The sequence below is a fragment of the Pseudarthrobacter raffinosi genome (assembly GCF_023913835.1).
GTDB classification, from domain to species: domain Bacteria; phylum Actinomycetota; class Actinomycetes; order Actinomycetales; family Micrococcaceae; genus Arthrobacter; species Arthrobacter raffinosi.
Genome location: NZ_JAMXBG010000013.1, coordinates 1 through 24,217 on the forward strand (window position 1 = coordinate 1; position 24,217 = coordinate 24,217).

Annotated in this window: 23 protein-coding genes and 1 pseudogene; 12 read left to right on the plus strand and 12 right to left on the minus strand. The window is 66.1% G+C overall.

Features of this window, described 5'->3' with window-relative positions:
* Positions 1-206: 206 nt before the first annotated feature.
* On the minus strand, positions 207-1,877 hold the full coding sequence (gene pgm / locus NG697_RS13320; protein WP_252610897.1) for a phosphoglucomutase (alpha-D-glucose-1,6-bisphosphate-dependent): 1,671 nt from the start codon (positions 1,875-1,877) through the stop codon (positions 207-209).
* A 288-nt stretch (positions 1,878-2,165) separates the two neighbouring features.
* Here pgm and NG697_RS13325 point away from each other — a divergent pair, with 288 nt between their 5' ends.
* Both NG697_RS13325 and NG697_RS13330 read left to right on the plus strand, forming a co-directional pair.
* Positions 2,166-3,086, plus strand: coding sequence for a nuclease-related domain-containing protein (locus NG697_RS13325; RefSeq protein WP_252610898.1), 921 nt, complete (start codon positions 2,166-2,168; stop codon positions 3,084-3,086).
* 78 nt (positions 3,087-3,164) lie between these two features.
* Positions 3,165-3,770, plus strand: coding sequence for a DUF4190 domain-containing protein (locus tag NG697_RS13330; protein ID WP_252610899.1), 606 nt, complete (start codon positions 3,165-3,167; stop codon positions 3,768-3,770).
* 50 nt (positions 3,771-3,820) lie between these two features.
* Here NG697_RS13330 and NG697_RS13335 read toward each other — a convergent pair whose 3' ends face one another.
* The gene (locus tag NG697_RS13335; protein WP_252601821.1) at positions 3,821-4,519 is read right to left on the minus strand and encodes a FadR/GntR family transcriptional regulator; all 699 of its coding nucleotides are present in this window, start codon (positions 4,517-4,519) and stop codon (positions 3,821-3,823) included.
* A gap of 133 nt (positions 4,520-4,652) precedes the next feature.
* On the opposite strand from NG697_RS13335, the gene NG697_RS13340 reads away from it, so the two are divergent.
* From NG697_RS13340 to NG697_RS13350, 3 genes are all read left to right on the plus strand, one after another.
* Complete coding sequence (locus NG697_RS13340; protein ID WP_252610900.1) at positions 4,653-6,020, plus strand: SLC13 family permease; 1,368 nt, start codon at positions 4,653-4,655, stop codon at positions 6,018-6,020.
* 78 nt (positions 6,021-6,098) lie between these two features.
* Positions 6,099-7,316: a CaiB/BaiF CoA transferase family protein gene (locus tag NG697_RS13345; RefSeq protein ID WP_252610901.1), complete on the plus strand. Its 1,218-nt coding sequence runs from the start codon at positions 6,099-6,101 to the stop codon at positions 7,314-7,316.
* 1 nt (position 7,317) lies between these two features.
* Positions 7,318-8,850, plus strand: a complete 1,533-nt coding sequence (locus NG697_RS13350; RefSeq protein ID WP_252614466.1) for a carboxyl transferase domain-containing protein — start codon at positions 7,318-7,320, stop codon at positions 8,848-8,850.
* Positions 8,851-8,920: 70 nt separating this feature from the next.
* Here the strand turns inward: NG697_RS13350 and NG697_RS13355 are convergent, their stop codons facing one another.
* From NG697_RS13355 to NG697_RS13365, 3 genes are all read right to left on the minus strand, one after another.
* Complete coding sequence (locus NG697_RS13355) at positions 8,921-9,124, minus strand: hypothetical protein (protein ID WP_252614467.1); 204 nt, start codon at positions 9,122-9,124, stop codon at positions 8,921-8,923.
* Between the two features lie 83 nt (positions 9,125-9,207).
* A complete protein-coding gene (locus NG697_RS13360) occupies positions 9,208-10,662 on the minus strand; it encodes an amidase (protein WP_252610903.1) in 1,455 nt (484 codons plus the stop codon).
* Complete coding sequence (locus tag NG697_RS13365; RefSeq protein WP_252610904.1) at positions 10,655-11,398, minus strand: Type 1 glutamine amidotransferase-like domain-containing protein; 744 nt, start codon at positions 11,396-11,398, stop codon at positions 10,655-10,657. Before NG697_RS13365 ends, NG697_RS13360 begins: the two co-directional genes overlap by 8 nt.
* Positions 11,399-11,509: 111 nt before the next feature.
* Here NG697_RS13365 and NG697_RS13370 point away from each other — a divergent pair, with 111 nt between their 5' ends.
* The 3 genes from NG697_RS13370 to NG697_RS13380 all read left to right on the plus strand — a co-directional run bounded on the left by NG697_RS13370 (position 11,510) and on the right by NG697_RS13380 (position 13,148).
* On the plus strand, positions 11,510-11,836 hold the full coding sequence (locus NG697_RS13370) for a rhodanese-like domain-containing protein (protein WP_056347663.1): 327 nt from the start codon (positions 11,510-11,512) through the stop codon (positions 11,834-11,836).
* A gap of 39 nt (positions 11,837-11,875) precedes the next feature.
* Positions 11,876-12,814 carry a prephenate dehydratase gene (gene pheA / locus NG697_RS13375; RefSeq protein ID WP_252601805.1) on the plus strand — a complete coding sequence of 313 codons (939 nt, stop codon included), beginning with the start codon at positions 11,876-11,878 and terminating at the stop codon, positions 12,812-12,814.
* Between the two features lie 124 nt (positions 12,815-12,938).
* The gene (locus NG697_RS13380; protein WP_056347667.1) at positions 12,939-13,148 is read left to right on the plus strand and encodes a hypothetical protein; all 210 of its coding nucleotides are present in this window, start codon (positions 12,939-12,941) and stop codon (positions 13,146-13,148) included.
* A 12-nt stretch (positions 13,149-13,160) separates the two neighbouring features.
* On the opposite strand, the gene NG697_RS13385 is transcribed toward NG697_RS13380, so the two are convergent.
* On the minus strand, positions 13,161-14,219 hold the full coding sequence (locus NG697_RS13385; RefSeq protein ID WP_252610905.1) for a diacylglycerol/lipid kinase family protein: 1,059 nt from the start codon (positions 14,217-14,219) through the stop codon (positions 13,161-13,163).
* A 92-nt stretch (positions 14,220-14,311) separates the two neighbouring features.
* Here NG697_RS13385 and serS point away from each other — a divergent pair, with 92 nt between their 5' ends.
* Positions 14,312-15,592 carry a serine--tRNA ligase gene (gene serS, locus NG697_RS13390; RefSeq protein ID WP_252614468.1) on the plus strand — a complete coding sequence of 427 codons (1,281 nt, stop codon included), beginning with the start codon at positions 14,312-14,314 and terminating at the stop codon, positions 15,590-15,592.
* A gap of 64 nt (positions 15,593-15,656) precedes the next feature.
* Here the strand turns inward: serS and NG697_RS13395 are convergent, their stop codons facing one another.
* Positions 15,657-16,034, minus strand: a complete 378-nt coding sequence (locus NG697_RS13395; protein ID WP_252601799.1) for a hypothetical protein — start codon at positions 16,032-16,034, stop codon at positions 15,657-15,659.
* A gap of 171 nt (positions 16,035-16,205) precedes the next feature.
* Between NG697_RS13395 and NG697_RS13400 the strand changes: the two genes are divergently transcribed.
* Complete coding sequence (locus tag NG697_RS13400; RefSeq protein ID WP_252610908.1) at positions 16,206-17,066, plus strand: HAD family hydrolase; 861 nt, start codon at positions 16,206-16,208, stop codon at positions 17,064-17,066.
* A gap of 224 nt (positions 17,067-17,290) precedes the next feature.
* Here NG697_RS13400 and NG697_RS13405 read toward each other — a convergent pair.
* Positions 17,291-17,839: pseudogene (locus tag NG697_RS13405) on the minus strand (ThuA domain-containing protein); the annotation flags it as partial.
* Positions 17,840-17,898: 59 nt separating this feature from the next.
* Between NG697_RS13405 and NG697_RS13410 the strand changes: the two are divergent.
* A complete protein-coding gene (locus NG697_RS13410; protein WP_252601793.1) occupies positions 17,899-18,234 on the plus strand; it encodes a DUF1761 domain-containing protein in 336 nt (111 codons plus the stop codon).
* 22 nt (positions 18,235-18,256) lie between these two features.
* Here NG697_RS13410 and NG697_RS13415 read toward each other — a convergent pair whose 3' ends face one another.
* Positions 18,257-18,856: a hypothetical protein gene (locus tag NG697_RS13415; protein ID WP_252601791.1), complete on the minus strand. Its 600-nt coding sequence runs from the start codon at positions 18,854-18,856 to the stop codon at positions 18,257-18,259.
* A 143-nt stretch (positions 18,857-18,999) separates the two neighbouring features.
* Between NG697_RS13415 and NG697_RS13420 the strand changes: the two genes are divergently transcribed.
* On the plus strand, positions 19,000-21,450 hold the full coding sequence (locus tag NG697_RS13420; RefSeq protein ID WP_252614502.1) for a phosphoketolase family protein: 2,451 nt from the start codon (positions 19,000-19,002) through the stop codon (positions 21,448-21,450).
* On the opposite strand, the gene NG697_RS13425 is transcribed toward NG697_RS13420, so the two are convergent.
* From NG697_RS13425 to NG697_RS13435, 3 genes are all read right to left on the minus strand, one after another.
* Positions 21,447-22,199 (minus strand): DUF429 domain-containing protein, encoded by a 753-nt coding sequence (locus NG697_RS13425; RefSeq protein WP_252601789.1) that lies wholly within the window; start codon positions 22,197-22,199, stop codon positions 21,447-21,449. The genes NG697_RS13420 and NG697_RS13425 overlap by 4 nt on opposite strands.
* Positions 22,196-23,485 (minus strand): carboxylesterase family protein, encoded by a 1,290-nt coding sequence (locus NG697_RS13430; RefSeq protein WP_252610965.1) that lies wholly within the window; start codon positions 23,483-23,485, stop codon positions 22,196-22,198. Before NG697_RS13430 ends, NG697_RS13425 begins: the two co-directional genes overlap by 4 nt.
* Positions 23,486-23,645: 160 nt before the next feature.
* Positions 23,646-24,134, minus strand: a complete 489-nt coding sequence (locus NG697_RS13435; RefSeq protein WP_056347687.1) for an inorganic diphosphatase — start codon at positions 24,132-24,134, stop codon at positions 23,646-23,648.
* Between the last annotated feature and the right edge of the window lie 83 nt (positions 24,135-24,217).

The following is a 24,217-nucleotide window of genomic DNA, read 5'->3' on the forward strand; positions in this document are numbered from 1 at the left end:
ACGGACTGAAAGAACCATAGTGACTACGGCGTCGACAACAGGCGACCACAGGCACATTTTCAGCCCGGAACGGGCGCCCCGCAAGGGGCATACAGGCTTAATGCGGCTTTAACGCCGACGCTCTCTCACTTTCTTGACGAAAGTGAGAGAGCGTCGGTCATTTAAGCGCATTAAGTGAGAGAGCGTTTGGTCTTTTTTTGGGGAGGTTAGGCGATGACGCCGTCCACCAGCGCCTTGGCTTCCGCCTGGACCTGCTTGAGGTGCTCCTCGCCCTTGAAGGACTCGGCGTAGATCTTGTAGACGTCCTCGGTCCCGGACGGGCGCGCAGCGAACCAGGCGTTCTCCGTGACCACCTTGAGCCCTCCGATGGACGCGCCGTTGCCGGGCGCCTCGGTCAGCTTGGCGGTGATGGTTTCGCCGGCCAGTTCAGTTGCAGTGACGTCCGACGGCGAGAGCTTGCCGAGTGCCGCCTTCTGCTCCCGCGTGGCTGCTGCATCAATGCGCGCGTAGACGGGGGCGCCGAACTGGTCGGTCAGGCCCTTGTACAGCTGCGATGGCGACTTGCCGGTGACCGCGGTGATCTCCGAGGCCAGCAGCGCCAGCAGGATGCCGTCCTTGTCGGTGGTCCAGACGCTGCCGTCCAGCTTGTTAAAGGAAGCGCCGGCAGACTCTTCGCCGCCGAACGCGCCTTCGCCGGACAGCAGTCCCGGCACAAACCACTTGAAGCCCACGGGGACCTCAACGAGTTTGCGGCCCAGGCTTTCCGCCACACGGTCGATGATCGAGGACGAAACCAGGGTCTTGCCCACCACCGAGTTGGGGTTCCAGCCGCTGCGGTTGCGGTAGAGGTAATCGATGGCGACGGCGAGGTAGTGGTTCGGATTCATCAGGCCACCCACCCCGTCGACAAGAGGTGTGACAATGCCGTGGCGGTCGGCGTCGGCGTCGTTGCCGGTGGCGACGTCGAACGCGGCTGAACTGCCGCCGTCGGACATCCTGTTGATCAGGGAAGCCATAGCGAACGGCGAGGAGCAGTCCATCCGGATCTTCTCGTCCCAGTCCAAGGTCATGAACGCCCACTGGGGATCCACGGTGGGGTTCACCACGGTCAGGTCCAGGTGGTGGCGCTCGCCGATCTCGCCCCAGTAATCCACTGCAGCCCCGCCCATGGGGTCGGCGCCGATGCGGACACCGGCCTCGCGGATGGCGTCCAGGTTCAACACGGACGGGAGGTCGTCAACGTAGCTGCTGAGGAAGTCGAACTTGCCGGTGCTGTCCGCGGCGAGGGCGTCGGAGACGGGGATGCGCTTCACGCCCCGCAGGTCGTTTTCGAGGAGTTCGTTGGCACGGTTGGCGATCCAGCCCGTGGCGTCGGAATCGGCCGGGCCGCCGTGCGGAGGGTTGTACTTGAAGCCGCCGTCTCCGGGCGGGTTGTGGCTGGGCGTGACCACAATGCCGTCCGCTTCCGGAGTGCCGGGCTGGCGGTTGTTGTTGTATGTGAGGATGGCGTGGCTCAGTGCCGGTGTGGGGGTGTAGCCGTGCCGCGCGTCGATCAGCACGTGCACGCCGTTGGCCGCGAGAACCTCCAGGGCGGAGTTCTGCGCCGGCTCGCTGAGGGCGTGGGTGTCCTTCGCCAGGAAAAGCGGGCCGGTGATGCCCTGCCCGGCGCGGTATTCCACGATTGCCTGCGTGATCGCGACGATATGTTTTTCGTTGAACGACGCCTTGAGGCTCGAGCCGCGGTGCCCGGAAGTGCCGAACGCCACGCGCTGGCCGGGATCACCCAGATCCGGCGTGATGTCGTAATACGCGTCGAGGAGCGCAGTGATGTCAACAAGGTCCTGGGGTTGGGCAACTGTGCCCGCGCGGCTAGCCATGGCACCAGCATGCCAGACGTGGGCTGGAGTCAAAACGCGCAGTCCATAATCCGGTCCCTATGACGCGGAAAAGTCCCCGCCGGACGCTTGGCAGCAAGTAGTTAAAGCGAGTACTGGGCCCAAAAGTACCTATATACCGGCTCCCCGCGGCGCTGCTACGTTCGGAAAAACTCAGGAAGGAATGCCCGACGGCGGGGAGCGCCGCCGTCGGGCTCTGCAGTAAGTGTCTGGCACTGCAGTAAGTCGCACACTGCAGCGAGTTGGCAAGCGGGAGCCAGGGGGTAGGTCATGGGGGCAGGAGAAGGCGCGGCCGAGCAGTCGAGGCTTGCTGCAGAACGGGTGCAGCGGCTGAAACGCCAACTCGATCAGGCCGAACGGGCCACGAAGTCGCGGGACGCCGGTGCTGTGGGCGAACGGCTCGTGGCGGACAGGTTGAGCCTGCTCATTCCGCACGGCTGGTACCTGCTGAACGACGTCCACTGGCCCGGGCGGCCCAAAGCCATCCTTGACCATGTGCTGGTTGGTCCCGGCGGGGTGGTGGTGGTCGATGCCAAGAACTGGACCGGCGAGGTCAGTGTCGCCGCCGGTGTCCTGTGGCAGGGCCGATTTGCCAGGACGCAGTCGGTTGACGGGGCATTGGCGCAGTGCGCCGCCGTCGCGTCCGTGCTGGCGCCGCCCTACCGGCGGTTCGTCCGCCCGTTGATCTGCCTCACCGGGCAGCCGGACCTTTTCGGCATCACCAATTCAGACGTCGCCGTGGCAGGGGCAGACCGCGTTGTTGCTGCCGTGCTGGCGCTGCCCCCGGTGCTGGACCAGCAGACGGTGGTGGGCCTGTATGCGCACCTCGGCGAGCAGCTCACGCAGGAATCTGCGGCGGAAAGTTCTGCGGTGAAGCCGCTGACCGTGAAGCCGCTGACAGTTAAGTCACCGACCGTAGAGCCGGCTAAGTCACCGACCGTAGAGCCGAAGGGTGGAGGGCCGCCGGTGGCTGGGCCGCCGCGGTCCGGGCAGACAGGGGGCCGGAGCGGGCCCCGGCACCCCGCCTATGGCACCCGCCGTGGGGCGCGTAGTGGGGCCGGCAGCGGCGGCTCGGGACGCGCCAGGAAGTCGAAGGCGCAGCACGACGCGGCCAATGGAATGACCCGGTTGATGTTCCTGGCTGCCTTTGTGGTTTTTGCTGTCTACGTGCTGCCGTATTGGGGGCGGTAGCACTGGATGAGGGCGGCTGTAGGCCCGTGATGCAGGCGGCGGTAGGCTGGGAAGCGGAGACTTCGAATGGGGAAAATCATGACTGACCAGCCAACTCCGCGCCCTGATTCGCAAGGGTCCGGTGCGGGACCCGGCGATTCGCCGGCAGGCTACGAGCCGCCGCAGTTTGTGCCGCCGCAGGGCCCAAGCATTCCGGCGCCGCCGCCGTATGACCAGAACCCGTACGGCCAGAATCAGTTTGGCCAGGACCAGTACAGCCAGTCAGGCCAGTACAACCAACCCGGTGCCTACAGCCAGCCTGGCGATCCGTACGGCGCGACGTATGGCCAGCCCGCAAGCCCTTACGGCCAGGGTGCCAGCCCTTATGGCCAGCCCGCAAGCCCTTACGGCCAGCCGGCGTACGGGCAGCCCGCCTACTACGGCATGCCCGCCCAGCAGCCAAAGGGCCTGAGCATCGCCAGCATGGTCCTCGGGATTTCCTCGGTCATCCTTGGCTGGTTCATGATTCCGCAGATCGCCGCAATCATCACCGGCCATCTGGCCCTCCGCCGGGAACCCTCTGGCAAGGGCATGTCCATCACCGGGCTGGTCCTGGGCTACCTTTGCCTGCTGGGTTACGGGGCGTTCTGGTTGTTCGTCATCATCGGACTGGCCATGTACCGCTCGTCCGGGTACTCATACTGAGCCAGCCTGGGGAGGTAACGCACCCGGCCGGCCGCCGGCGTCCTGACGGATCAGCGGAGCAGCTCCACGTCCGAGACCAGCTCAATGTGGGCCAACATGGCTGCGGCTGCACCAGTGGGGTCCTGCGCGCGGATGGCGTCTGCAATGGTCCGGTGCGAGGCCAGCGACTGTTCGGGCCGCCCCGGCTGTCCCAACGACTCTATCCGCGTTTCCAGGATCATTTCGGCGATGACCGCCATCAGCTGGGCCAGTACCGCTGAGTGGGCGGCGCCGGTGACCGCCTGATGGAACAGCTCGTCGCCGTGCGCGCCGCGCTCGCCCCCTCCGATTTCGGCGGCCATGACCTCCAAGGCCGCGTCGATGGCCGCCAGGTCCTCCTCCGTGCGCCGTTCCGCGGCCAGTGCGGCCAGTTTCACCTCAAGGGTGCTGCGCGCCTCCACGATTTCCGGCAGCCGGCTCTGGTGTTCACGCAGGCCCTTGATCACTGATGCCACGCTGGACCGCCGGGCCAGGACGGCGCCGGTACCGTGCTGCACATCGATCACTCCCAGCACTTCGAGCGCCACCAGCGCCTGGGCCAGCGTCGCCCGCGAAACCCCCAGCCGATCGGCCAGGTCGCGTTCGGCCGGCAGCAGATCGCCCGGCACCAGCTGGGCGGACTCGATATAGGCCAGGATCTGCTCCACCAGCTGCTCGTACAGCCGTGGCCGCGATACGCGCTCCAGGCCAAGCCGTGCCGTCTTCTCCACATGGGCCTCACTATGTCGTCGGTTTCCCCAAGAATACACGGCAGGCGTATTGACAGATAGACCTAGTGTCTAGGAGGCTAGTCCAGTGAGTCAGTTACTCACGTCACATTTTTCCTTCCTAGGAGGACCAACGATGTCCGCTCCTGTCTTATCGATCATCATCCTGGCCGCAATGTTCCTGCTCGCCACCGTCCTGCCCCTGAACATGGGTGCCCTTGCGTTTGTCGGTTCCTTCCTGCTGGGCAGCGTGGTGTTGGGCATGTCCACTAACGAGATCCTGGCTAACTTTCCCGGCGGCCTGTTCCTGACCATCGTCGGGGTCACCTACCTTTTCGCCATTGCGCAGAACAACGGCACCATCGACCTCCTGGTCCGCGGGGCCGTCAGGATGGTGGGCAACCGGGTGGCCCTGATTCCGTGGGTTATGTTTGCCGTCACCGCGCTCATTACGTCCGTTGGCGCACTGTCTCCCGCCGCCGTCGCCATCATTGCCCCGATTGCCCTCAGCTTCGCCGGTAAGTACAAGATCAGCCCGCTGCTGATGGGCATGATGGTTATCCACGGCGCCCAGGCCGGCGGATTCTCCCCGATTGCCGTCTACGGCGTCACAGTCAACGGCATCCTCGCCAAGACAAACCTGGATTTCAGCCCCACCGCGCTCTTCCTGAGCAGCCTGGTGTTCAACCTCGTCATCGCACTCGTGCTGTTCATTGTCCTGGGCGGCCGGGCCCTCCTGTCCTCCCGGGTGAGCCATTTCGTAGAGCAGGCTGCCGAAGCCCGCATGGCCGTGAGTGTCGGCGCCAAGGCAGGATCAGATGTTCCGTTCAAGGGCTTCGGCTCCGGCATGTACGGCCCCCGCGACCATGCAGGCGACGGCGTCGCAGCCACCAAGGAGCGGTCGGAGCGGATCCCCCAGCTGGTGACCATCGCCGGCCTGATCGCACTGGCCGTCATTGCCCTGGGCTTCAAAGTCGACGTCGGCTTTGTATCCATCACCATCGCCATCGTGCTGGCACTGGTCTCGCCGAAGGCCCAGAAGGGCGCGATCAACAAGATCAGCTGGTCAACGGTGCTCCTGATCTGCGGCATGCTCACGTTTGTCGGAGTCCTGGAGGAGGCCGGAACCATCCAGTTTGTTTCCAACGGCGTGGCCGCCATGGGCATGCCGCTGCTGGCGGCCCTCCTCATCTGCTACATCGGCGCCGTTGTGTCCGCGTTCGCATCCTCCACGGCCATCCTCGCCGCCCTCATCCCGCTGGCCGTGCCGTTCCTCTCCACCGGTGAGATCGGCGCCGTCGGCGTGATCTGTGCGCTCGCGGTCGCCGCCACCATCGTGGACGTTTCCCCGTTCTCCACCAACGGGGCACTGGTCCTGGCCAATGCCCCGGAAGGCGTGGACAAGGACAGCTTCTACAAGCAGATCCTCGGCTACAGCGGGATCGTCATCGTGGCCGGACCGCTCCTCGCGTGGCTGGCCCTGGTGGTTCCGGGCTGGCTCTAAGTGCCCGCCCCGATCCCGCCCAGCACGGGCCGCTTTGCCGGCAATTGTGCACCAACCTCACCCCGAAGGAATCCAGCAATGAGCAGAACAGACGAAGACCACAGGAGCGGCCCACTGTCAGGGCACCTCGTGGTGGACCTGAGCCGGGCGCTCGCAGGACCGCACGCCGGCATGATGCTGGCCGATCTCGGTGCCCGCGTCATCAAGGTGGAGAACCCCGGATCCGGTGACGACACCCGCGGCTGGGGCCCGCCGTTCGTCGGGCCCGAGGACGATCTGCAGTCCACCTATTTCATGTCCTGCAACCGGAACAAGGAGTCCATCAGCCTGGACCTGAAAGGCACTGACGGGCAGGAGGTGCTGCGCGGGCTGCTGGAACGTGCCGACGTCGTCATTGAAAACTTCCGCCCCGGCGTGATGGACCGGCTCGGTTTCTCCACCGCCGCGATGCATGACCTCAATCCGCGGCTGGTGATCCTCTCCATCACCGGGTTCGGGCACGACGGCCCGGAGTCCCAGCGCAGCGGCTATGACCAGATCCTTCAGGGCGAGGCCGGGCTGATGTCGCTCACCGGCTCCGGGCCGGAGGACCCCCAGCGCGTGGGTGTGCCCATCGCCGACCTCCTGTCCGGAATGAACGGGGCCTTCGGCGTCCTCGCAGCGCTGGTGGAGCGGGACAGGACCGACGCCGGGCAGATCGTCCGCACCTCACTGCTGGCGTCGCTCATCGGCGTCCACGCCTTCCAGGGGACACGCACCACCGTCGCCGGCGAAGTACCCCAGGCCCAGGGCAACCACCACCCGTCCATCGCCCCCTACGGCCTGTTCGCGTGCCGTAACGGGTCCGTCCAGATCAGCGTCGGCAGCGAAAAGCTGTGGTCCTCGTTCGCCGCGGCCTTTGGCCTCGATCCGGCAGCGACGGGCTTCGCCAGTAACGCGGAGAGGGTGCGAAACCGCACGGCGGTGATTGCCGCCGTCGAACGCGTTTTTGCCGCGTATGGTGCCGCCGAGCTGCTCGAAAAACTGAACGACGCCGGGATCCCGGCCGGGAAGGTGCGCTCGCTGGACGAGGTGTACGCCTGGGAGCAGGTGGCATCGCAGGGGCTGGTGGTTGATGTGGAGCATCCGGTGCTTGGGAAGGTCAGCCTGCCCGGGCCCCCGCTGAGGTTTTTCTCACGCGGCGACGCAGCAGAGACCACCCCGACCGAACACGATGCGCCGCCCCTTCTGAACGGGGACGGACAGAAAATCCGCGAGTGGCTGGGCATGTCTGCGGCCGTTGCGGGGGTGAACTAAGGTGCTGACGACGGAAAAGGTCAGGCACCTGGACGCGGCCGGGCTGCTGGCGGCCGTTGTTGATCCGGGCACGTTCGTCTCCTGGGACATGCCTGTCCGGCAGCCGGACGCGAACGTGGACTACGCCCGCGACCTCGCAAAGGCGCGGGAACGGAGCGGAACGGACGAATCAGTCATCACCGGATCCGGCCGGATCCGGGGACACCGGGTGGCGGTCATCGTCAGCGAATTCTCCTTCCTGGCCGGATCGATCGGCCATGCGGCAGCCCAGCGGATCGTCGCCGCCGTGGAGCGGGCTACCGCCGAAGGGCTCCCCTTGCTGGCAGGCCCCGCTTCAGGCGGAACGCGTATGCAGGAGGGGACCCTGGCGTTCCTGTCCATGGTAAAGATCACCGGGGCCGTGCGTGCCCACCGCCAGGCCGGGCTGCCGTATCTGGTCTACCTGCGGCATCCCACCACCGGGGGAGTGATGGCCTCCTGGGGCTCGCTGGGCCACATCAACGTGGCCGAACCGGGGGCGCTGCTGGGCTTCCTGGGCCCGCGCGTCTACGAAGCCCTGCACGGGGAGGCCTTTCCGGACGGTGTGCAGGTGGCGGAGAATCTGTTCAGCAAGGGCCTGATCGACGCCGTCGTGGAACCGTCAGAGCTTGCGGAGATTATCGGGCGGGCACTGGACATCCTCGCGGCGAAGCCCACGACGAGTCCCACTGCGAGTCCCACTGCCGGGCCCGTTCACCGACCGGCAACCCTCGCCGTGCGGCCGGCGGCCGTGGACGCGTGGACGTCCATCGGCATTTCCAGGCAGCCGCGCCGCCCGGACCTGCGCCAGCTCCTCCGGTACGGCGCCGATGACGCCCTTCCCCTGAACGGAACAGGCCAGGGCGAAAAGGACCCTGGCCTCCTGCTGGCCCTGGCCCGGTTCGGCGGACAGTCCTGCATCGTCCTGGGCCATGCCCGCCCCCTGCGCAAGGACGCAGCCGGAATGGGTCCCGGTTCCCTGCGGGAGGCGCGGCGGGGGATGAAGCTTGCCGAGGAACTCCGTCTGCCGTTGCTGACCGTCATCGACACCGCAGGTGCGGCCTTGTCGCAGGAAGCGGAAGAAGGCGGTCTGGCCGGCGAGATCGCACGGTCCCTCCACGAACTGATCGGGCTGGAGTCGCCGTCGGTCTCGGTGCTGCTGGGGCAGGGCGCCGGCGGCGGCGCGCTGGCGCTGCTCCCGGCGGACCGGACCATCGCCGCCCAGCACAGCTGGCTGTCGCCGCTGCCGCCCGAGGGGGCCAGCGCGATTGTGCACCGCACCACGGATTTTGCGCCGCAGATGGCCGACGCCCAAGGCGTCAATGTAGGCGCGCTCTACGCCAACGGCCTGGTGGACCACATCGTGGATGAACGGGACGACGCGTCACTGGAGCCCAGGGAGTTCTGCGCCCGGATGGCCCGGGCCATCGAATACGAGCTGGGGACCCTGGCTGGTGTTCCGGTTTCTGAACTGTTGGCGGCACGGTCCAGGAAGTTCCGGGAGCTCGGCGGGTAGGCGCCCACGTCCGGGCAGCGGAAAGGCCCCCGTCAGGGGGCCTTTCTTCAGGTGGGCCTGACTCGCAAAATCAGACTTTCTCGCGCGTGCGCTCAGGGGCCGGTTCCTGGGCTTCATGGGTCCGCCGGCGACGCGGGAAGGCCCAGAAGGTGAAGTCCTGGGCCGTGTAATGCGGCTCCGGCCGGTCCGGCGGTGTTTCCTGGTGCGCTTCGGGTTTCCGGTCGGCTTCTCTCTTGTTACGCCACCCGAAATCCTCCATCGATGAATAGCACATCACAGACCTCCTCATAGTGACTGCCCCTTAATCGTCCTCCGGATCGGCCCCGGAGTCGACACCCGGAGCCGTTCAAACTGGCATCAGAAGCCGAGCTGGGCCGCCACCTGGAGCAGGAGCAGTTCCGATCCCGCCGGTCCTACAAGCTGGATCCCCATCGGCAGGCCATGCGCTGGTTGCCCGCCGGTCCAGTGCACGGGAATGGTGATGGCAGGCAGGCCGCAGACATTCACCATGGAGGACCACGGGGCGAATTCGCACTGCCGGCGGTAGTCGCCGTCGGCGTCCCCGGGCCATTCTGCTGCCGGCCACGGTTCGTCGCCGTGCGTGGCGCCGGTAAACCAGCCCACGGGGCGCGGCGTCTGCGCCAGGGCCGGCATCAGCATCAGGTCCCAGCCGCCGTACTGCGTGATCGTGTCGCGTTCGAATTGCCGCAGGAACGCCAGCGATTCATTGAGTTTTGCGGCGCTGCGCTGCTGGGCCCGGCGCCTGAACGTACGGGTCAGCGGGGCCAGAAGCGCTTCGCGGTGCGGACTGATCCGGGCGGTTCCGACGGCGGCGGTCCACGCGGTGGTGAAGGCGTCCGGGTAGCGGTTGTCGTAGCGGATGGCGGCTTCGCTGACGGCGTGCCCGGCATGCTCCAGCATTTCGGTGCCCGCCTGCAGCGCGGCCAGGGCTTCGGGTTCGGGCGTGAACGGAAAGGTGGCAAACCAGGGGCTTTCCAGGGTCAGGCCTATGCGCAGCGGGCGGGGTTCGTGCGCCACGGCGTCGAGATAACTGCTGTCAGGGGACGGCGCCAGAGCATCCATCAGCAGGGCCGAGTCGGCTGCGCTGCGGGCCAGGGGCCCCGCTACGACCAGGCGGGCGGGGTCGCCTGAACTCTCGCCCGACGGCACCACGCCGCGGCCGGGTTTGAGTCCCACGAGGCCGCAGGCGGCGGCCGGGATGCGGACGGAACCGCCGCCGTCGGTCCCTGGCGCGAACGGAAGCAGGCCCGCGGCCACCGCGGCAGCGCTGCCCCCGGAGGAGCCGCCGGAACTCCGGCTCGGGGCATGGGGATTGCGCGACGGCGGTGCGATGCGGTTTTCGCTGTACGCCGTCAGTCCAAACTCCGGAACCTGCGTCTTGCCCAGTGAGACCACGCCAGCGGCCTTGAGGACTTTGGCGAGTGCGCCATCGGCGGGCGCCGGTTTGTGGTCAAGTGCAGCGCTTCCATGGGTGGTCACCACGCCGGCGACGTCGGTCAGGTCCTTGAATGCCACCGGCATGCCGTGCAGAAGTGGCAGGGCGCCCGCGCTGCCTCCGGAGTCCCGCGCAGAGTCGTGCCCGGAGTCTTTTCGGAACTGGACGAACCGGGCATCGGCGGCGGCTGCGTCGGTCATCGCCTGATCCGCCGTGACCGTGACAAAGGCGCCCAGCAACGGGTTCTGCTCTGCGATCCGGGCCAGGAAATGGGCTGTGGCTTCCCGCGCTGAAAGCTCTCCCGCGCGGAGCGCATCCCGGAGCCGAACAGCCGGCAGTTTGTGGATGTCAGCCAAGGAAGCGAGGCTCCAGGCGCCTCTCGGAAGCGGTGGTTCCATCCGCTCCACCGGCTTCCGCGGTGACGATGTAAGCGCCCTTGCCCCGTACCTCGGCAACCGCTTCCACAAGTTCCGTGCCGTGGTAGACCAGCCCCACGCCGTCGTCCGTGCAGTGCGTTTCACCCAGCATTCCGTCAGCCACGAGCCGGTGCACCAGCGGGCGCCGCCTTTCCTCTGAGTCGTAATGGACGCCATTGGCGTACGGGAGGAAGGCCAAGCCATTGGGCACTGCACGCAGCTCCGGCCCAAACGAATCAGTGGTGCCGCCCTGGTACCAGCAGATTGATCCGGCCGAAACCCCCGCCAGCACAACTCCGTGCTGCCACACGCGGTGGAGGATGCCGTCCAGCCCGTGGGCACGCCAGACGGCAAGCAGGTTCACCACGGAGCCGCCGTTCACCCACACCACGTCCTGCTCCAGCAGATGCGCCTCCGGGTCTGCGTGGTTTGGCATGGTGAAGAGGTTGAGGTGGCTGAAGTCGAAGCCCGCCAGCCGCGCGGCCTCATCCATTTCCGCATTGAACCCGCGCTGATCCCCGGCGGCCGTACCCACGTGGGTGACCCGCGGCGGGCGTCCGCTGGCTCCGGAAAGCTCCACGGCGTAGTGCAGCAGGCGGTCAAACTCCAAGCGTGTTCGAGCACCTTGCCTGTAGCCTCCAGACGTGGCCAAAATGGTGGGCTGCTCAGCGGGCAAGGATCCTCCTACGGGTCTTCAACAGCGTAACTTGTCCCTGGTTTCGGGAGCGGGACGATCGGCTGGCGCTAGGCTGGAAGGAGACCCGTGATTCTCCGAAAGAGGACTCCCATGAGCGATTTTGATACCGTGCCCGTCAACGACGTCCCAGCCGACGCCGTGATCCTGGATGTCCGCGAAGACTACGAATGGGTAGCCGGACACGCTGAGGACGCTGTGCACATTCCCCTGGACCAGCTTCCGGCGCGGCTTGACGAACTGGACCCGGACCAGGACGTCTATGTCATCTGCCGCACTGGCGGACGGTCCTTCCGCGCCGCGCAATGGCTCACCGGACAGGGCTATACAGCCATCAACGTGGCCGGCGGAATGGACCAGTGGCTCGAGTCCGGCAAGCCACTCGTGTCCGACAACGGCCTCAAGCCGCTCATTCTTTAGTTCAGCCCGAACCTGCGTCCCGTCACCACAGAGGAATCCATGCCCGCGACACCTGTTACGTACACTTTCCTCGGGCCTCAGGGCACCTTTACCGAGGCGGCATTGATGCAGGTTCCGGATGCCGGAGAGGCCTATCGCATCCCGGCCTCCAACGTCAACGCTGCGCTGGACATGGTCCGCGATGGCTCTGCGGACGCAGCGATGGTCCCCATTGAGAACTCGGTGGAAGGCGGGGTCACGGCCACCCTGGACGCCATCGCCGGCGGGCAGGAACTCCGCATCATCCGCGAAGTCCTGGTCCCCATCAGCTTTGTCCTGGTGGCCCGACCCGGAGTGGGCATTGATGATATCCGCCGCATTTCCACTCACGGCCATGCCTGGGCACAGTGCCGTCTCTGGGTGGATGCGAATATTCCAGGTGCAGAATATGTTGCCGGTTCCTCCACCGCGGCGGCCGCCATGGGGCTCCTGGGCGGCGACGCCCACTACGACGCCGCGATCTGTGCGCCCATTGTGGCCCAGGAGCAGCCGGGGCTGACCGTCCTGGCGGAAAACATCGGCGACAACCCGGGTGCGGTGACGCGGTTCATCCTGGTGAGCAGGCCGGGCGCATTACCTGAACGGACCGGTGCGGATAAGACCACCGTCGTAGTCCCGCTTCCGGAAGACCGCCCGGGTGCGCTGATGGAAATCCTGGACCAGTTCGCCACGAGGGGCGTGAACCTCAGCCGGATCGAATCCCGGCCGACGGGTCAGTATCTGGGACACTACTTTTTCAGCATCGACGCCGATGGGCACATCGCGGACGCCCGTGTGGCCGACGCCTTGGCTGGCCTTCACCGCATCAGCCCGGCCACCCGCTTCCTTGGCTCCTATGGACGGGCGGACGCCCAAAGCTCCAGCGTCGCGCAACACACATCTGACGAGGCATTCCGGGCGGCGCATGAATGGGTCGGGCGGATTCTGCAGGGGGAATGAACGGAGCTTGACGCCGCCCGAGGCTTCGCCCACAGCGTAGGCCAAGGTACTTCCCTGTGATAGTTACTGTGCGTATGCTTGCTTGATCCACTTGGGGGATGGCCCCTAATGAAGGGAACAGGTCATGAGTACCAGCAGCACAGACAACGACGGCCAGGGCATGATCGTTAATCCGAAGCCCACAGCCGACAACCAGGACTGGGACGGGGATGACGCTGACCGCGCCGACCGCCTGCGCTTCGAAGAGGAGCAGGCCATGATCCGTGAGCAGTCCGAGGCACGTGCCGCGAAAGCTGCTGCAGAGGCTGGAGCTGCCAAGAAGGCAACCGCCTGAGACGGGACCGGCTCAGGCTGGTTGGCCCTTGACCCTTATCAGAAGCGAGCGCGGCTCCACCCGGACGGTGAGCTTGGTGGCCAACCCGGACGTGTCGCCGTCGATCTGTGTCGGCATGGGCTCCGGGCACTTGATGACGATTCGGCCGGCCCGGTACATAGTCATGATGGGCAGGTTGCCCTTGTGTTTAAAGAGGATTTTCGCGTACATGGCCAGCCAGCCGATGGCGCTGCGGGGGCTCATGACCACCACGTCCAGCATGCCGTCATCGATCATGGCTTCCGGGATGAAATCGATCCCGCCCGGGACCAGCCCACAGTTGGCAAAGAGGACGCTGCGGATGTTCCGGACCTGCTCCGGCTTGTCATCCAGCGCGACTGATACCTTCCGTCGCCGCCCGGGCATGTGACGCATTCCGGCCTCGGTATAAGCAAGCCAACCCACGGCTTTCTTGAGGCCGGCATTGGTATCAGCGAGTATTTCGGCGTCCATGCCGATCCCGGCGATAACCAGGAATGCGTGCTCAGACGAGTGTCCCGTGCGGGAATTCTCGATGCCCATCCGCGCGGTATCGATGTAGCGTTGGTGGCCGAAAAGCGCTGTCTGCACGTTGGCGTGAAGGTCGTTGACATCCAGATCCACGTTTCGCGCCAGGAGGTTTCCCGTCCCCAGCGGAATCAGGCCCATGGCCACATCCGTGTGTGCGAGGGACTCTGCCACCACCCGCACAGTACCGTCGCCACCGCCCACCAGAACGACGTCGGCCTTGTAGTTCAGGGCCGACCGGGCCTGGGAGTATCCCGGGTCCTCGGCGGTCGTCTCCAGGAAGAGGGGTTCGTCCCAGCCGGCTGTTAGGCAGGCGCGCCGGATGGCTTCCTTCGCTTCGGGGGCGCGTGCCTTGACGGGGTTGAGGATGACGACCACGCGTTGCTGGGTGAGGCCCGTTTCGTGCGCTTCTTCATGGACCGCGCTGCGGACGTGCAGGGCCTTGAGCTTCCGGACGCCCCACCAGCTGGATACGGCGAAAGCCAGCGCCGCCGCGCTCAGGACGTAGAGAAGCCAGTCGTTCATGGTGCTTCAACAGTATCCCGGCCGCGGCGCCGCGATTCCCCCCCCGTCCGGCCCGGCAGTGTTGGTTCCGCCGGATTCGATACTCTTGTCTGGTGATCGACGTAAAAGACCTCAGCGAAAACCCGGATAAGTTCCGTGCCAGCCAGCGCGCCCGCGGCGCAGACGAATCAGTGGTGGACGCGATCATGGCCGCAGACTCCGCCAGGCGTGCCGCCCTGATCCGGTTTGAAAACCTCCGCGCCGAGCAGAACGTCTTCGGCAAGCAGGTGGCGCAGGCCAAGGGCGATGAGAAGAAAGCCCTGCTCGCCGAGGTCAAGGAACTGGCCAACACTGTGAAGGCCGCATCGGCCGAAGCAGACGCTGCCCAGGCCAAGCAGGACGAACTGCTGCGCAGTATCCCGAACCTTATTGAGGGCGGCGTCCCCGAGGGCGGCGAGGACGACTACGTGGTGGTCAAAACCGTTGGAACGCCCCGCGAGTTCCCCGATTTCGAGCCGAAGGACCACCTGGAAATCGGTGAGCTGATCGGCGCCATCGACATGGAGCGCGGCGCGAAAGTTTCGGGCTCACGCTTCTACTTCCTGCGCGGCGTGGGTGCACGCCTGGAGATGGCGTTGCTGCAGATGGCCATGGACCAGGCCATCGAGGCCGGCTTCGTTCCCATGATCACCCCAACCTTGGTGCGCCCCGAAACCATGCAGGGCACAGGCTTTGATGTAAAGCACGACGCCGAGATCTACCGTCTCGCCGAGGACGACCTTTACCTGGTGGGCACCTCCGAGGTTGCCTTGGCCGGCTACCACGCGGACGAGATCCTGGACCTGACGACCGGCCCGATCCGGTTCGCCGGGCAGAGCTCCTGCTACCGCCGTGAGGCTGGCTCGCACGGCAAGGACACCCGCGGCATCATCCGTGTCCACCAGTTCAACAAGGTGGAGATGTTCGTTTACACCGCGGTGGAGAAGGCCGCAGCCGAACACGAACGGCTCCTGGCCTGGGAAGAGGAGATGCTGGCCAAGTGCGAGCTCCCGTACCGCGTCATTGACACCGCCGCCGGCGACCTCGGCATGTCCGCGGCCCGCAAGTTCGACTGCGAAGCCTGGGTTCCGACGCAGGGCGCCTACCGTGAGCTGACCTCCACCTCGAACTGCACCACGTTCCAGGCCCGCCGCCTGAACATCCGCGAGCGTGTGGTCAACGACGAAGGCGTTGCCAAGGGCACCCGTGCCGTAGCCACCCTCAACGGCACGCTGGCCACCACCCGCTGGATCGTGGCCATCCTGGAGCACCACCAGAACGCCGATGGCTCGGTCAACGTCCCGGCCGCACTGCAGAAGTACCTCGGCGGCATGGAAGTCTTCCCGGTCCTTTAGGCTCCGGCTGCCTCGCTGACAATTCCCCGCCGCGTGGTCGATTCCCCTTGTAACGCGAGGGGGATTAGGCCACGCGGCGGGGATTCTTGCGTGTTACTCCGGCGCGTTCAAGTTTCCGCCGCAATAACTCCGGGTCGGTTACGGCTTTCCAGTCCCAGCGGACGACCTTGTAGCCAAGCGCCCGGAGCCGATCTTCACGCTTCTTCTCGGCCAGGACGGTTTCCCGTGTGCTGCGGCCGTCCAGGAGGTCGTCGTCGAGGTACTTGGCGTCGCCGTCGAACTCCCCAACGACGCCGCATTCAGGCCAGAAGAAGTCCGTCCGTGCAATGAAACCTTCATGGTCATAAAAGGAATGCTGCAGGACCGGAGCCGGGAGCCCCAAGATGTGGATGAGTGCTCTGCTCCGGGACTCGCCTACGGATTCCGAAGCCTCGTCAGCCAATTCGAGTACCTCCAGGACCCGGCGGGGAATCTACGGCTGGCCGGGAGGCGGACAGCGTGCCCAAGGTTAACACTCACACTGGGGATAACCCTGTGAGTATTAACCGGGTGTTCATGCGCGCTGTGGCCTGCGTCCTAGCCGGTTTTAGGGGGTCTCTGGTCTACTGGATGTATGACTACATTGACTGAAACCACAGTCGCTGGCATCGATGACCAGCGGATCGCAAGCGAAAACAGCACCGCCAAGTTCATGGTTGCCCTGGACGTGGACGGAACCCTGGTGGACCACGACGGCCACATGTCAGTGCCTGTCCGTGAGGCCGCCCAGGCCGTGGTGGCTGCAGGGCACGACGTCCTCATCGCCACCGGCCGTTCCCTGAACGCCACGCTGCCCATCATCGAGCAGATCGGCATCGACCGCGGCTACGCCGTCTGCTGCAACGGCGGCGTGACGCTCCGGCTGGATCCGGACCTGACCGACGGATATGAAATCATCCACAAGGCCACCTTCGATCCGGCCCCGGCGCTGAGGGCGTTACGCCAGAAGCTGCCCACGGCCAAGTACGCGCTGGAGGACGAGGACGGCAACTTCCTGTCCACGGAACGCTTCCAAGACGCCAGCTTCGGCGTCGAGGCCATCGGCGTCGACTTCCAGACTCTGCTCGAAGCCACCGCCGTCCGCCTGGTGGTGTTCAGCACCGAAAACACCCCGGAAGAGTTCACCGCAACCATCCAGGAGATCGGACTGGCCGGCGTTACCTACTCGGTCGGCTGGACGGCGTGGCTGGATATCGCCGCAGCCGGCGTCACCAAGGCCAGCGCGCTCGAACGGCTCCGCGGCCAGTTGGGGGCTGAACCCCACCGGACCGTGGCCATTGGCGACGGCCGGAACGACATCGAAATGCTGGGCTGGGCCGGGCGCGGAGTCGCCATGGGCCAGGCCCCGGAGGAAGTTATCGCCGCCGCGGATGAGGTCACGCTTTCGGTGCTCGACGACGGCGCCGCGCACGTGCTGCGCAGCCTCCTGTCGTAGAGCTGCTTCTGCCGACTTGCCTGGAGTTTTTGTCCAGATAATGCCGCCAAACGCCTCCAAACGGGCATTATCTGGACAAAACTCGTGGGTGCTTGCCAAACGCTAAGCCCCCTCGAACCAGCCCCGGGAAGGGCCGGTACGGATCGGTGCAGCTCAGGCTGGGCCGCCCAGCGCACGCCGTTCGCGAGGACCCGCTGGATCTGCGGGTGGTGGTACACCGGGTATTCCTGGTCGCCGGGGCTGAAGTAGAAGATCCGGCCCTTGCCGCGGGTGAACGTGACACCGGACCGGAACACCTCGCCGCCGGCGAACGAGCTGATGAAGATCAGGTGGTCGGGGTCCGGGATGTCGAACAGCTCGCCGTACATCTCCTGCTCGGGGATGACGATGGGACTGTCTACACCCTCGGCGATGGGATGCGACGGCTTGACGGTCCACACCAGCTCGCGTTCGCCGTCGTTCCGCCACGCCAGGGAGCAGCTGGTGCCCAGCAGCCGCGTGAAAACCTTGGCGAAGTGCCCCGAGTGGAGCACGATGAGCCCCATCCCGCCCAGGACGTGGCGGTGGACGCGTTCGACGACGGCCTCGCTCACCTCGGCGTGGGCCATGTGGCCCCACCACAGCAGGACGTCGGTGTCGGCGAGGATGTCCTCGTCGAGGCCGTGCTCATCGTCGGTGGCCAGGACCGCCGTCGTGATCTCGGCGTCTGGGTAGTAGGAGCGCAGCCCGGCCGCGATGGCACCGTGGATGCCGTCAGGGTAGATCTCCCCGATGTGGGACGGCTCGTTGAGGGCCTCGTGGACGCCCTCGTTCCGCCCTAGCGAGCTTCATCGTGGGAGGGCTCTGGTACTCGGTGCTCTTCGCTAAGGTATGGCAGCGCGAGGCCGGTGTCACGGCTGAGCAGCTGAAGAGCGGGACCGTGCGGGTTTTTGTGGGATCGTTCCTGCTCGCAGCGGTGATGGCCGTGGTGCTCGCGGCGTTTATCGGCGACGGCGGTGCCGGATTCGGTGCCCTGGCCGGGCTGGCTGCGGGCGCGGCCTGGGTTGCGGCTGCCCTGGGCGTCAACTACCTCTTTGAACGCCGCAGCCTCATGCTGTTCGCCATCAATGCCAGCTACAACATCGTGACGTTCACGGCGATGGGGGCGATCATCGGCGCCATGCAGTAGCGGCGGCGTGAGTCAGCTGCGTTCAGCGCACCTCAAGGATGAGTGCAAGCAACCGTGCAGCAGCGGGGCGGGCAGCGTGTTCCTCGTTCCATTGGGACCGGGCCACTGCTTTGCTGACGGCCTGGGTGGTGATGCTGAGTTCCTGGGCCACCGCTTTCTGCTGTCCGCGGACGCCGGGAGTCATGAGGTCCAGCACGCGCCATTCAGCCCCGGATCTGTCCCGCACTATATGGCCCAAAAGCCGCAGCACGGCCTCGGCCTCGTGGGCGACGTCTGCCAATGGTCCTTCCACTGCGACCGGGATGCGTTCCTTGCTGTTCCGGAGCCTGTCCACCGCGCGCCGGGCATAGATCAGGCCGTGGCCGGAGGCATCCTTGATTTGGTTGGGAAGCGGCTCGTTGACCGGCCCGACGCCGAGCCCCACGTACCAGGAGCCGCAGCGCAGGGCGATCAGGGCAGCCTCCACGGCCTGATGCGGGCAGTCCACGATGCCCTGGACTTCATCCTCCACAGACCGGTCGAAATCCAGGCGCGCGGGTATGTGCCGCAGGTCCTTCAGCAGCTGAGGGACGCGGTCGCCGTCGCGCCGGCTGTCGGTCTGGTTGATGGTCAACGTGAACATGTGAAACACAGACTACCGGTTAGTAGTTGGCCCAGGGCAAGTCGGCCAGGAGTCCTTCAGGGCCAGGGTTGTGCCGCGTACCGATAGGTGTTGCGATGGAGGCTCGGCTGCCGACGGCGGCGCGCAGCTACGTGAGGATGGTCATGGCCGGCAGCATGGGGCAGGACAACTTGGGGGAGGAAACACTGGACCTCGTGGACCGTTGGTGGCGGGCCGCGAACTACCTTTCCGTGGGGCAGATCTACCTGCGCTCAAATCCGCTGCTGCGGGAACCCCTTGCTGCGGACCACACCAAATCCAGGCTCCTGGGCCACTGGGGCACCACTCCCGGGCTGAACTTTGTGTACGCACACCTCAACCGTGTGATCCGCCGGGACCAACAGGAGATGCTCTTCGTTGCCGGCCCGGGCCATGGCGGTCCTGCTGTTGTGGCGAACGCCTGGCTTGAGGGCACGTACTCGGAAATCTACGGCCAGGTGGGCCCCGACGAGGCAGGAATGGCCGAACTCTTCCGCCAGTTTTCCTACCCCGGCGGCATTCCCAGCCACGCGGCGCCGGAAACCCCGGGTTCCATCAGCGAAGGCGGTGAACTCGGGTACGCGCTGGCCCACGCCTACGGGTCCGTGTTCGACAATCCCCAGCTGATCACCGCCGTCGTGATCGGCGACGGCGAGGCCGAAACGGGGCCGCTCGCGGCGAGCTGGCACTCGCACAACTTCCTGGATCCGGCCGCGGATGGTGCCGTCCTGCCCATCCTGCACCTGAACGGCTACAAGATCGCCAACCCCACTATCCTGGCGCGCATGCCGCAGGAACAGCTGGAGCAGCTGCTGCGCGGTTACGGCCACGAACCGTATTTCGTGACCGTCGAGGACCCGAACGACACGGAGCAGGCGCACCGGGACTTCGCGGCCGCCGTCGACACCTGCCTGACCGGGATCCGCGCCATCCAGGACTCCCGCCGGGGCGGGGCGGACGGGGCGGGCGGGACAGCGGACGACGGCGGCACTGCGGCCGGTGCCGCAGGAAGCGCCGCTGCGCCGCACTGGCCCATGATTGTGCTGCGCTCGCCCAAGGGCTGGACGGGACCGCGGATAGTGGACGGACTCCAGGTGGAGGGCACCTGGCGGAGCCACCAGGTCCCGCTGGCGGAAGTCCGCACCAACAGCGCACACCTGAAACAGCTGGAGGAGTGGCTGAACTCCTACCGTCCGGAGGAGCTGTTCGACGCCGAGGGCAGGCTCAGGCCCGACGTAGCCACGAATGCGCCCACCGGAAACCTCCGGATGAGCGCCACCCCGCACGCCAACGGCGGACTCCTTCGCACACCGCTGAAGCTGCCCGCCTACGCAGCCCACGCCGTCGACGTCGCGGCGCCGGGAACCGAACGGATCAGCCCCATGATCACCCTGGGCTCGTGGATGCGGGACGTTATCTCGCTGAACATGGAGAACTTCCGCCTCTTCGGGCCGGATGAGACGGCATCCAACCGGCTTCAGGCCGTCTACGAAGTGACGGACAAGGTCTGGCAGTACCGGATTGACGACGTCGACGAGCACCTTGCGCGTTCGGGCCGGGTTCTGGAGGTGCTCAGCGAGCACCTGTGCCAGGGCTGGCTGGAAGGGTACCTCCTGTCCGGCCGGCACGGGGTGTTCAGCTGTTACGAGGCCTTCATCCACATTGTGGATTCCATGTTCAACCAGCACGCCAAGTGGCTCAAGGTCCACCTCAAGCTCCCGTGGCGCCAGCCCGTGGCGTCGCTGAACTACCTGCTCTCGTCCCATGTGTGGCAGCAGGACCACAACGGTTTTTCGCATCAGGATCCCGGATTCATCGATCACGCGGTGAACAAGAAAGCCGAGGTCATCCGGGTGTACCTGCCGCCGGACGTGAACACGCTGCTCTCGGTCATGGAGCACTGCCTGGCATCCACCGATTACGTGAACATTGTGGTCAGCGGCAAGCAGCCGTCGCCCACCTGGCTGGGCCCGGGCGACGCAGCGAACCACTGCCGCCGCGGCCTGGGCATCTGGGAATTCGCGGGTTCGGAGGTGCCAGGGGAGGACCCGGATGTTGTTCTGGCCTGTGCCGGGGATGTGCCTACGGTGGAAACAGTGGCCGCGGCCGAACTGCTGAAGCGGGGCGTCCCGGGGCTGAAGGTCCGCGTGGTCAACGTGGTTGACCTGATGCGGCTCCAGGACGTGAGTGAGCACCCGCACGGCCTTCCGGCGTCGGACTTTGACGGCATCTTTACCCCGGACAAACCGATCATCTTCGCCTACCACGGCTATCCCTCGCTGATCCACCGGCTGGCCTACCGCCGCACCAACCAGGACGGCCTGCACGTGCGCGGCTACAAGGAGGAAGGGACCACCACCACGCCGTTCGACATGGCCATGCTCAACGGGATCGACCGCTTCCAGCTGGCCATCGACGCCATTGACCGCGTACCCGGCCTGGCCGAAAAGCACTCGCTGCTGCGGCAGGACCTTCAGGACCGGCGGATCCAGGCCCGCGAACACACCCGCACGCACGGCGAGGACCCGGAGGAGATCCGGAACTGGACGCTGATGGCCCAAAAGGAAAGCAGCTAGGCCAAGAGATCGGCCAGCTGGCCGGACGGAACGTGGATCCAGCCTTCGGTTAGAGCTGCGGCAGCATAAAGGTCCGGTGGACGGAGAGTCTGGGTCGCCGCCACGGCGCGGGCGGTCAAAGAGGCGATCACCGCGTCAAAAAGGTCGTCGGAGGCAGTCAGCCGGTCCTCGTTGCCGGCAAGGTCCAGCCATGGCGCCGCCGCGACCAGCTGCTCCAGAATCACACCAAGACGCTTGGACTCAGGAGTGCCCCGGCCTTTGTAGCCACGGGCCTGGAGACCCCAGACTTTGAGGGACGCTGCAGGGTAGACCTCTGCTAAGCGGCCGGACCCGTCCCTGGCCTGCGGCCCGTACTCAGCGGCGATCTTGGCCTGAATCACAGCACACCGCATGGCCGGGTGGGCGAGCCGGTCGGCGGAGACGCTTAGCGGAATCAGCCCGGTGTGCCCCGTGACGAAGCGGTCAGTTTCCCGGTAGGCCAGCAGTCGGCGTCCCTCGATGCCGTCGTGGTCCAGGACTGGATGCGCGTCAAAATTCAGGTGGCCTGTCAGGAACGGCAAGAAGGCGTCCGGCCAGCCAACTGGGCAGTCGATCGCGGTCATCGAACTGGCGCCGAACAGTTCCACAATTTCCCTGTCATGCACGTCGAGGGCGAGGTGCTCCAGGCGCGCAGTGCCAGCATCCCATTCCAAGACGGCGACGGCCGTCTTTTTGGTCGCCGCTGCTAGATCGACGCCCAGTGTCCTCATCGCGCTGCACGGTACTGCAGCGCGCCGGGAATCCTGCCCGCCTGCTCAAGGCCGTCGCCGCGGGCAAAGTCAGCCCACAGCCGGCGCATCTCGCGGCCCACGGCGTCGATCTCAGCCCAGGTTGCGCCCTTGAGGAGCCCGGCGGCGGCCCAGGTCTGCTGGTTTCCGAAGAGCAGCGGCAGGTCAACGGTGTGTGCGGCGCGGTAGAAGTTTCCCGGTGCGCCCCAGGACAGCAGGTAGCTGTAGGCCTTGCCTCCCGCGCGGGCGTGACGGCGGGCAAACTTCCGGGCTGCCCGGCCGTAGACCGCCTCCGTCACCGCCCAGTTGATGGCTTTCACGGCGGCCGCACCCAGCACCGGGACTTTGCCCAGCAGGCTGACCACGGGACTGCGGGGCAGGAACAGCCGGGCCTCGTCGGACGTGTGCCCGATCAGCACTTCGATGCCCGGGGCCGTGGCGTTCCAGGCGGCCTCGACGCGTGATTCCGGCGGCAGCGGGGCGTGGCTGTACTGCGTGCCGAACGGCATGGCCGCCATCAGGCCGTACTTCCGGGCCACCTGTGACACGTGGTCTTCGATGGCCACAATGTCCAGCATCGGGGTGTCCTCCGTGACGGCTTCGGCGGCGATGCCCATGGCACGGCTCATCTTGTGCCGGCCGCGGGTGATCCCCAGCGGTGCACTCTGGATGATGGCCCGCTGGAACAGGGACGGTGCCTCGGGCGTCGCCATGAGGTGGGCTACGGAGTCGCCGCCTGCGGACTGCCCGAACGCGGTGACCCGCCCCGGATCCCCACCGAAGGCCGAAATGTTGCGCTGCACCCACCGGAACGCTTCCAACTGGTCCAGCAGGCCGAGGTTCGCGGGCCGGCCGGTGCCGGTGGCCAAATATCCGAACAGGCCCAGGCGGTAGGTCACGGAGACCACGATGACCCGGTTCTCCGATACCAGAGACTGGGCATCAAAGATCGCCAGGTCGCCGGAGCCGGACGTGTAGGAGCCGCCGTGCAGCCACACCATGACGGGGACCTGTTCGCCGTCGGCAAGCCCGGCCGGAGCCGTGATCGACAGGCGCTGGCAGTCCTCACTTCCGGGGAGCTCGCCGTACCGGGTACCCAGGACGTCGTCCAGGAACGGAACGGGGCCCTGCGGGCAGGCGGGCGAGAGGGTGGTGGCAGCAAAACCGGCAGTCCAGTCGGGCGCTGTCACCGGAGGCTGAAAGCGGCCCGCGGTGGCGTAGGGGATACCGGTTGCGCGAACCACCTCACCGTCCCGCCACCCTGTGATGGGCCCGCACGGCGGTTCAAAATACGGCGGCTCAAAATACGGGGGATTCGAAGGCTCGGAACTCACCCTCCACCTTAAACCACAATGCGGGGTCACTTCCTGCCCAATTCCGGAGGTGGAATGGGCGGGAAGTGACCCCGCGTTGCTGAGACCGTGCGGACTAGTGCGCTGCCGGCACGTAACGCTTGATGGAGGCTTCCAGCTCGGCCTCGGCGGCGGCGCGGTCGCCCCAGCCCTCGGCCTTGACCCACTTGCCCGGCTCCAGGTCCTTGTAACGGGTGAAGAAGTGCTCGATTTCCTTGATCAGGAATTCGCTGACATCGCTGATTTCCTGGATGTGGTCAAAACGGGCGTCAACCGGGACGCACAGGACCTTGGCGTCGCCGCCGCCGTCGTCGGTCATGTTGAAAACGCCGATGGGGCGGGACTCAACGATGACGCCGGGGTGCAGGTCGAAGTCCTGCAGGAGCACCAGTGCGTCCAGCGGGTCGCCGTCTTCGCCCAGGGTGTTCTCGAAGAAACCGTAGTGCGTGGGGTACTGCATGGAGGTGAAGAGGACGCGGTCCAGGCGGACGCGGCCGGTCTCGTGGTCAACTTCGTACTTGACGCGAGATCCCTTGGGGATCTCGATGGTCACGTCATGCTTCATGGAATGCTCCTCGGCAATTGCAGGGGGTTCGCGGCACAGGAGACGAACAACAAAAAGGAGTGTCGGTGCCGCCGACTACTATT

Coding starts and splice junctions, on each gene's coding strand:
- pgm (WP_252610897.1), bottom strand. CDS start 1,877: ATGGCTAGCCGCGCGGGCACAGTTGCCCAACCCCAGGACCTTGTTGAC.
- NG697_RS13325 (WP_252610898.1), top strand. CDS start 2,166: ATGGGGGCAGGAGAAGGCGCGGCCGAGCAGTCGAGGCTTGCTGCAGAA.
- NG697_RS13330 (WP_252610899.1), top strand. CDS start 3,165: ATGACTGACCAGCCAACTCCGCGCCCTGATTCGCAAGGGTCCGGTGCG.
- NG697_RS13340 (WP_252610900.1), top strand. CDS start 4,653: ATGTCCGCTCCTGTCTTATCGATCATCATCCTGGCCGCAATGTTCCTG.
- NG697_RS13345 (WP_252610901.1), top strand. CDS start 6,099: ATGAGCAGAACAGACGAAGACCACAGGAGCGGCCCACTGTCAGGGCAC.
- NG697_RS13355 (WP_252614467.1), bottom strand. CDS start 9,124: ATGTGCTATTCATCGATGGAGGATTTCGGGTGGCGTAACAAGAGAGAA.
- NG697_RS13370 (WP_056347663.1), top strand. CDS start 11,510: ATGAGCGATTTTGATACCGTGCCCGTCAACGACGTCCCAGCCGACGCC.
- pheA (WP_252601805.1), top strand. CDS start 11,876: ATGCCCGCGACACCTGTTACGTACACTTTCCTCGGGCCTCAGGGCACC.
- NG697_RS13380 (WP_056347667.1), top strand. CDS start 12,939: ATGAGTACCAGCAGCACAGACAACGACGGCCAGGGCATGATCGTTAAT.
- NG697_RS13385 (WP_252610905.1), bottom strand. CDS start 14,219: ATGAACGACTGGCTTCTCTACGTCCTGAGCGCGGCGGCGCTGGCTTTC.
- NG697_RS13400 (WP_252610908.1), top strand. CDS start 16,206: ATGACTACATTGACTGAAACCACAGTCGCTGGCATCGATGACCAGCGG.
- NG697_RS13415 (WP_252601791.1), bottom strand. CDS start 18,856: ATGTTCACGTTGACCATCAACCAGACCGACAGCCGGCGCGACGGCGAC.
- NG697_RS13420 (WP_252614502.1), top strand. CDS start 19,000: ATGGCCGGCAGCATGGGGCAGGACAACTTGGGGGAGGAAACACTGGAC.
- NG697_RS13425 (WP_252601789.1), bottom strand. CDS start 22,199: ATGAGGACACTGGGCGTCGATCTAGCAGCGGCGACCAAAAAGACGGCC.
- NG697_RS13435 (WP_056347687.1), bottom strand. CDS start 24,134: ATGAAGCATGACGTGACCATCGAGATCCCCAAGGGATCTCGCGTCAAG.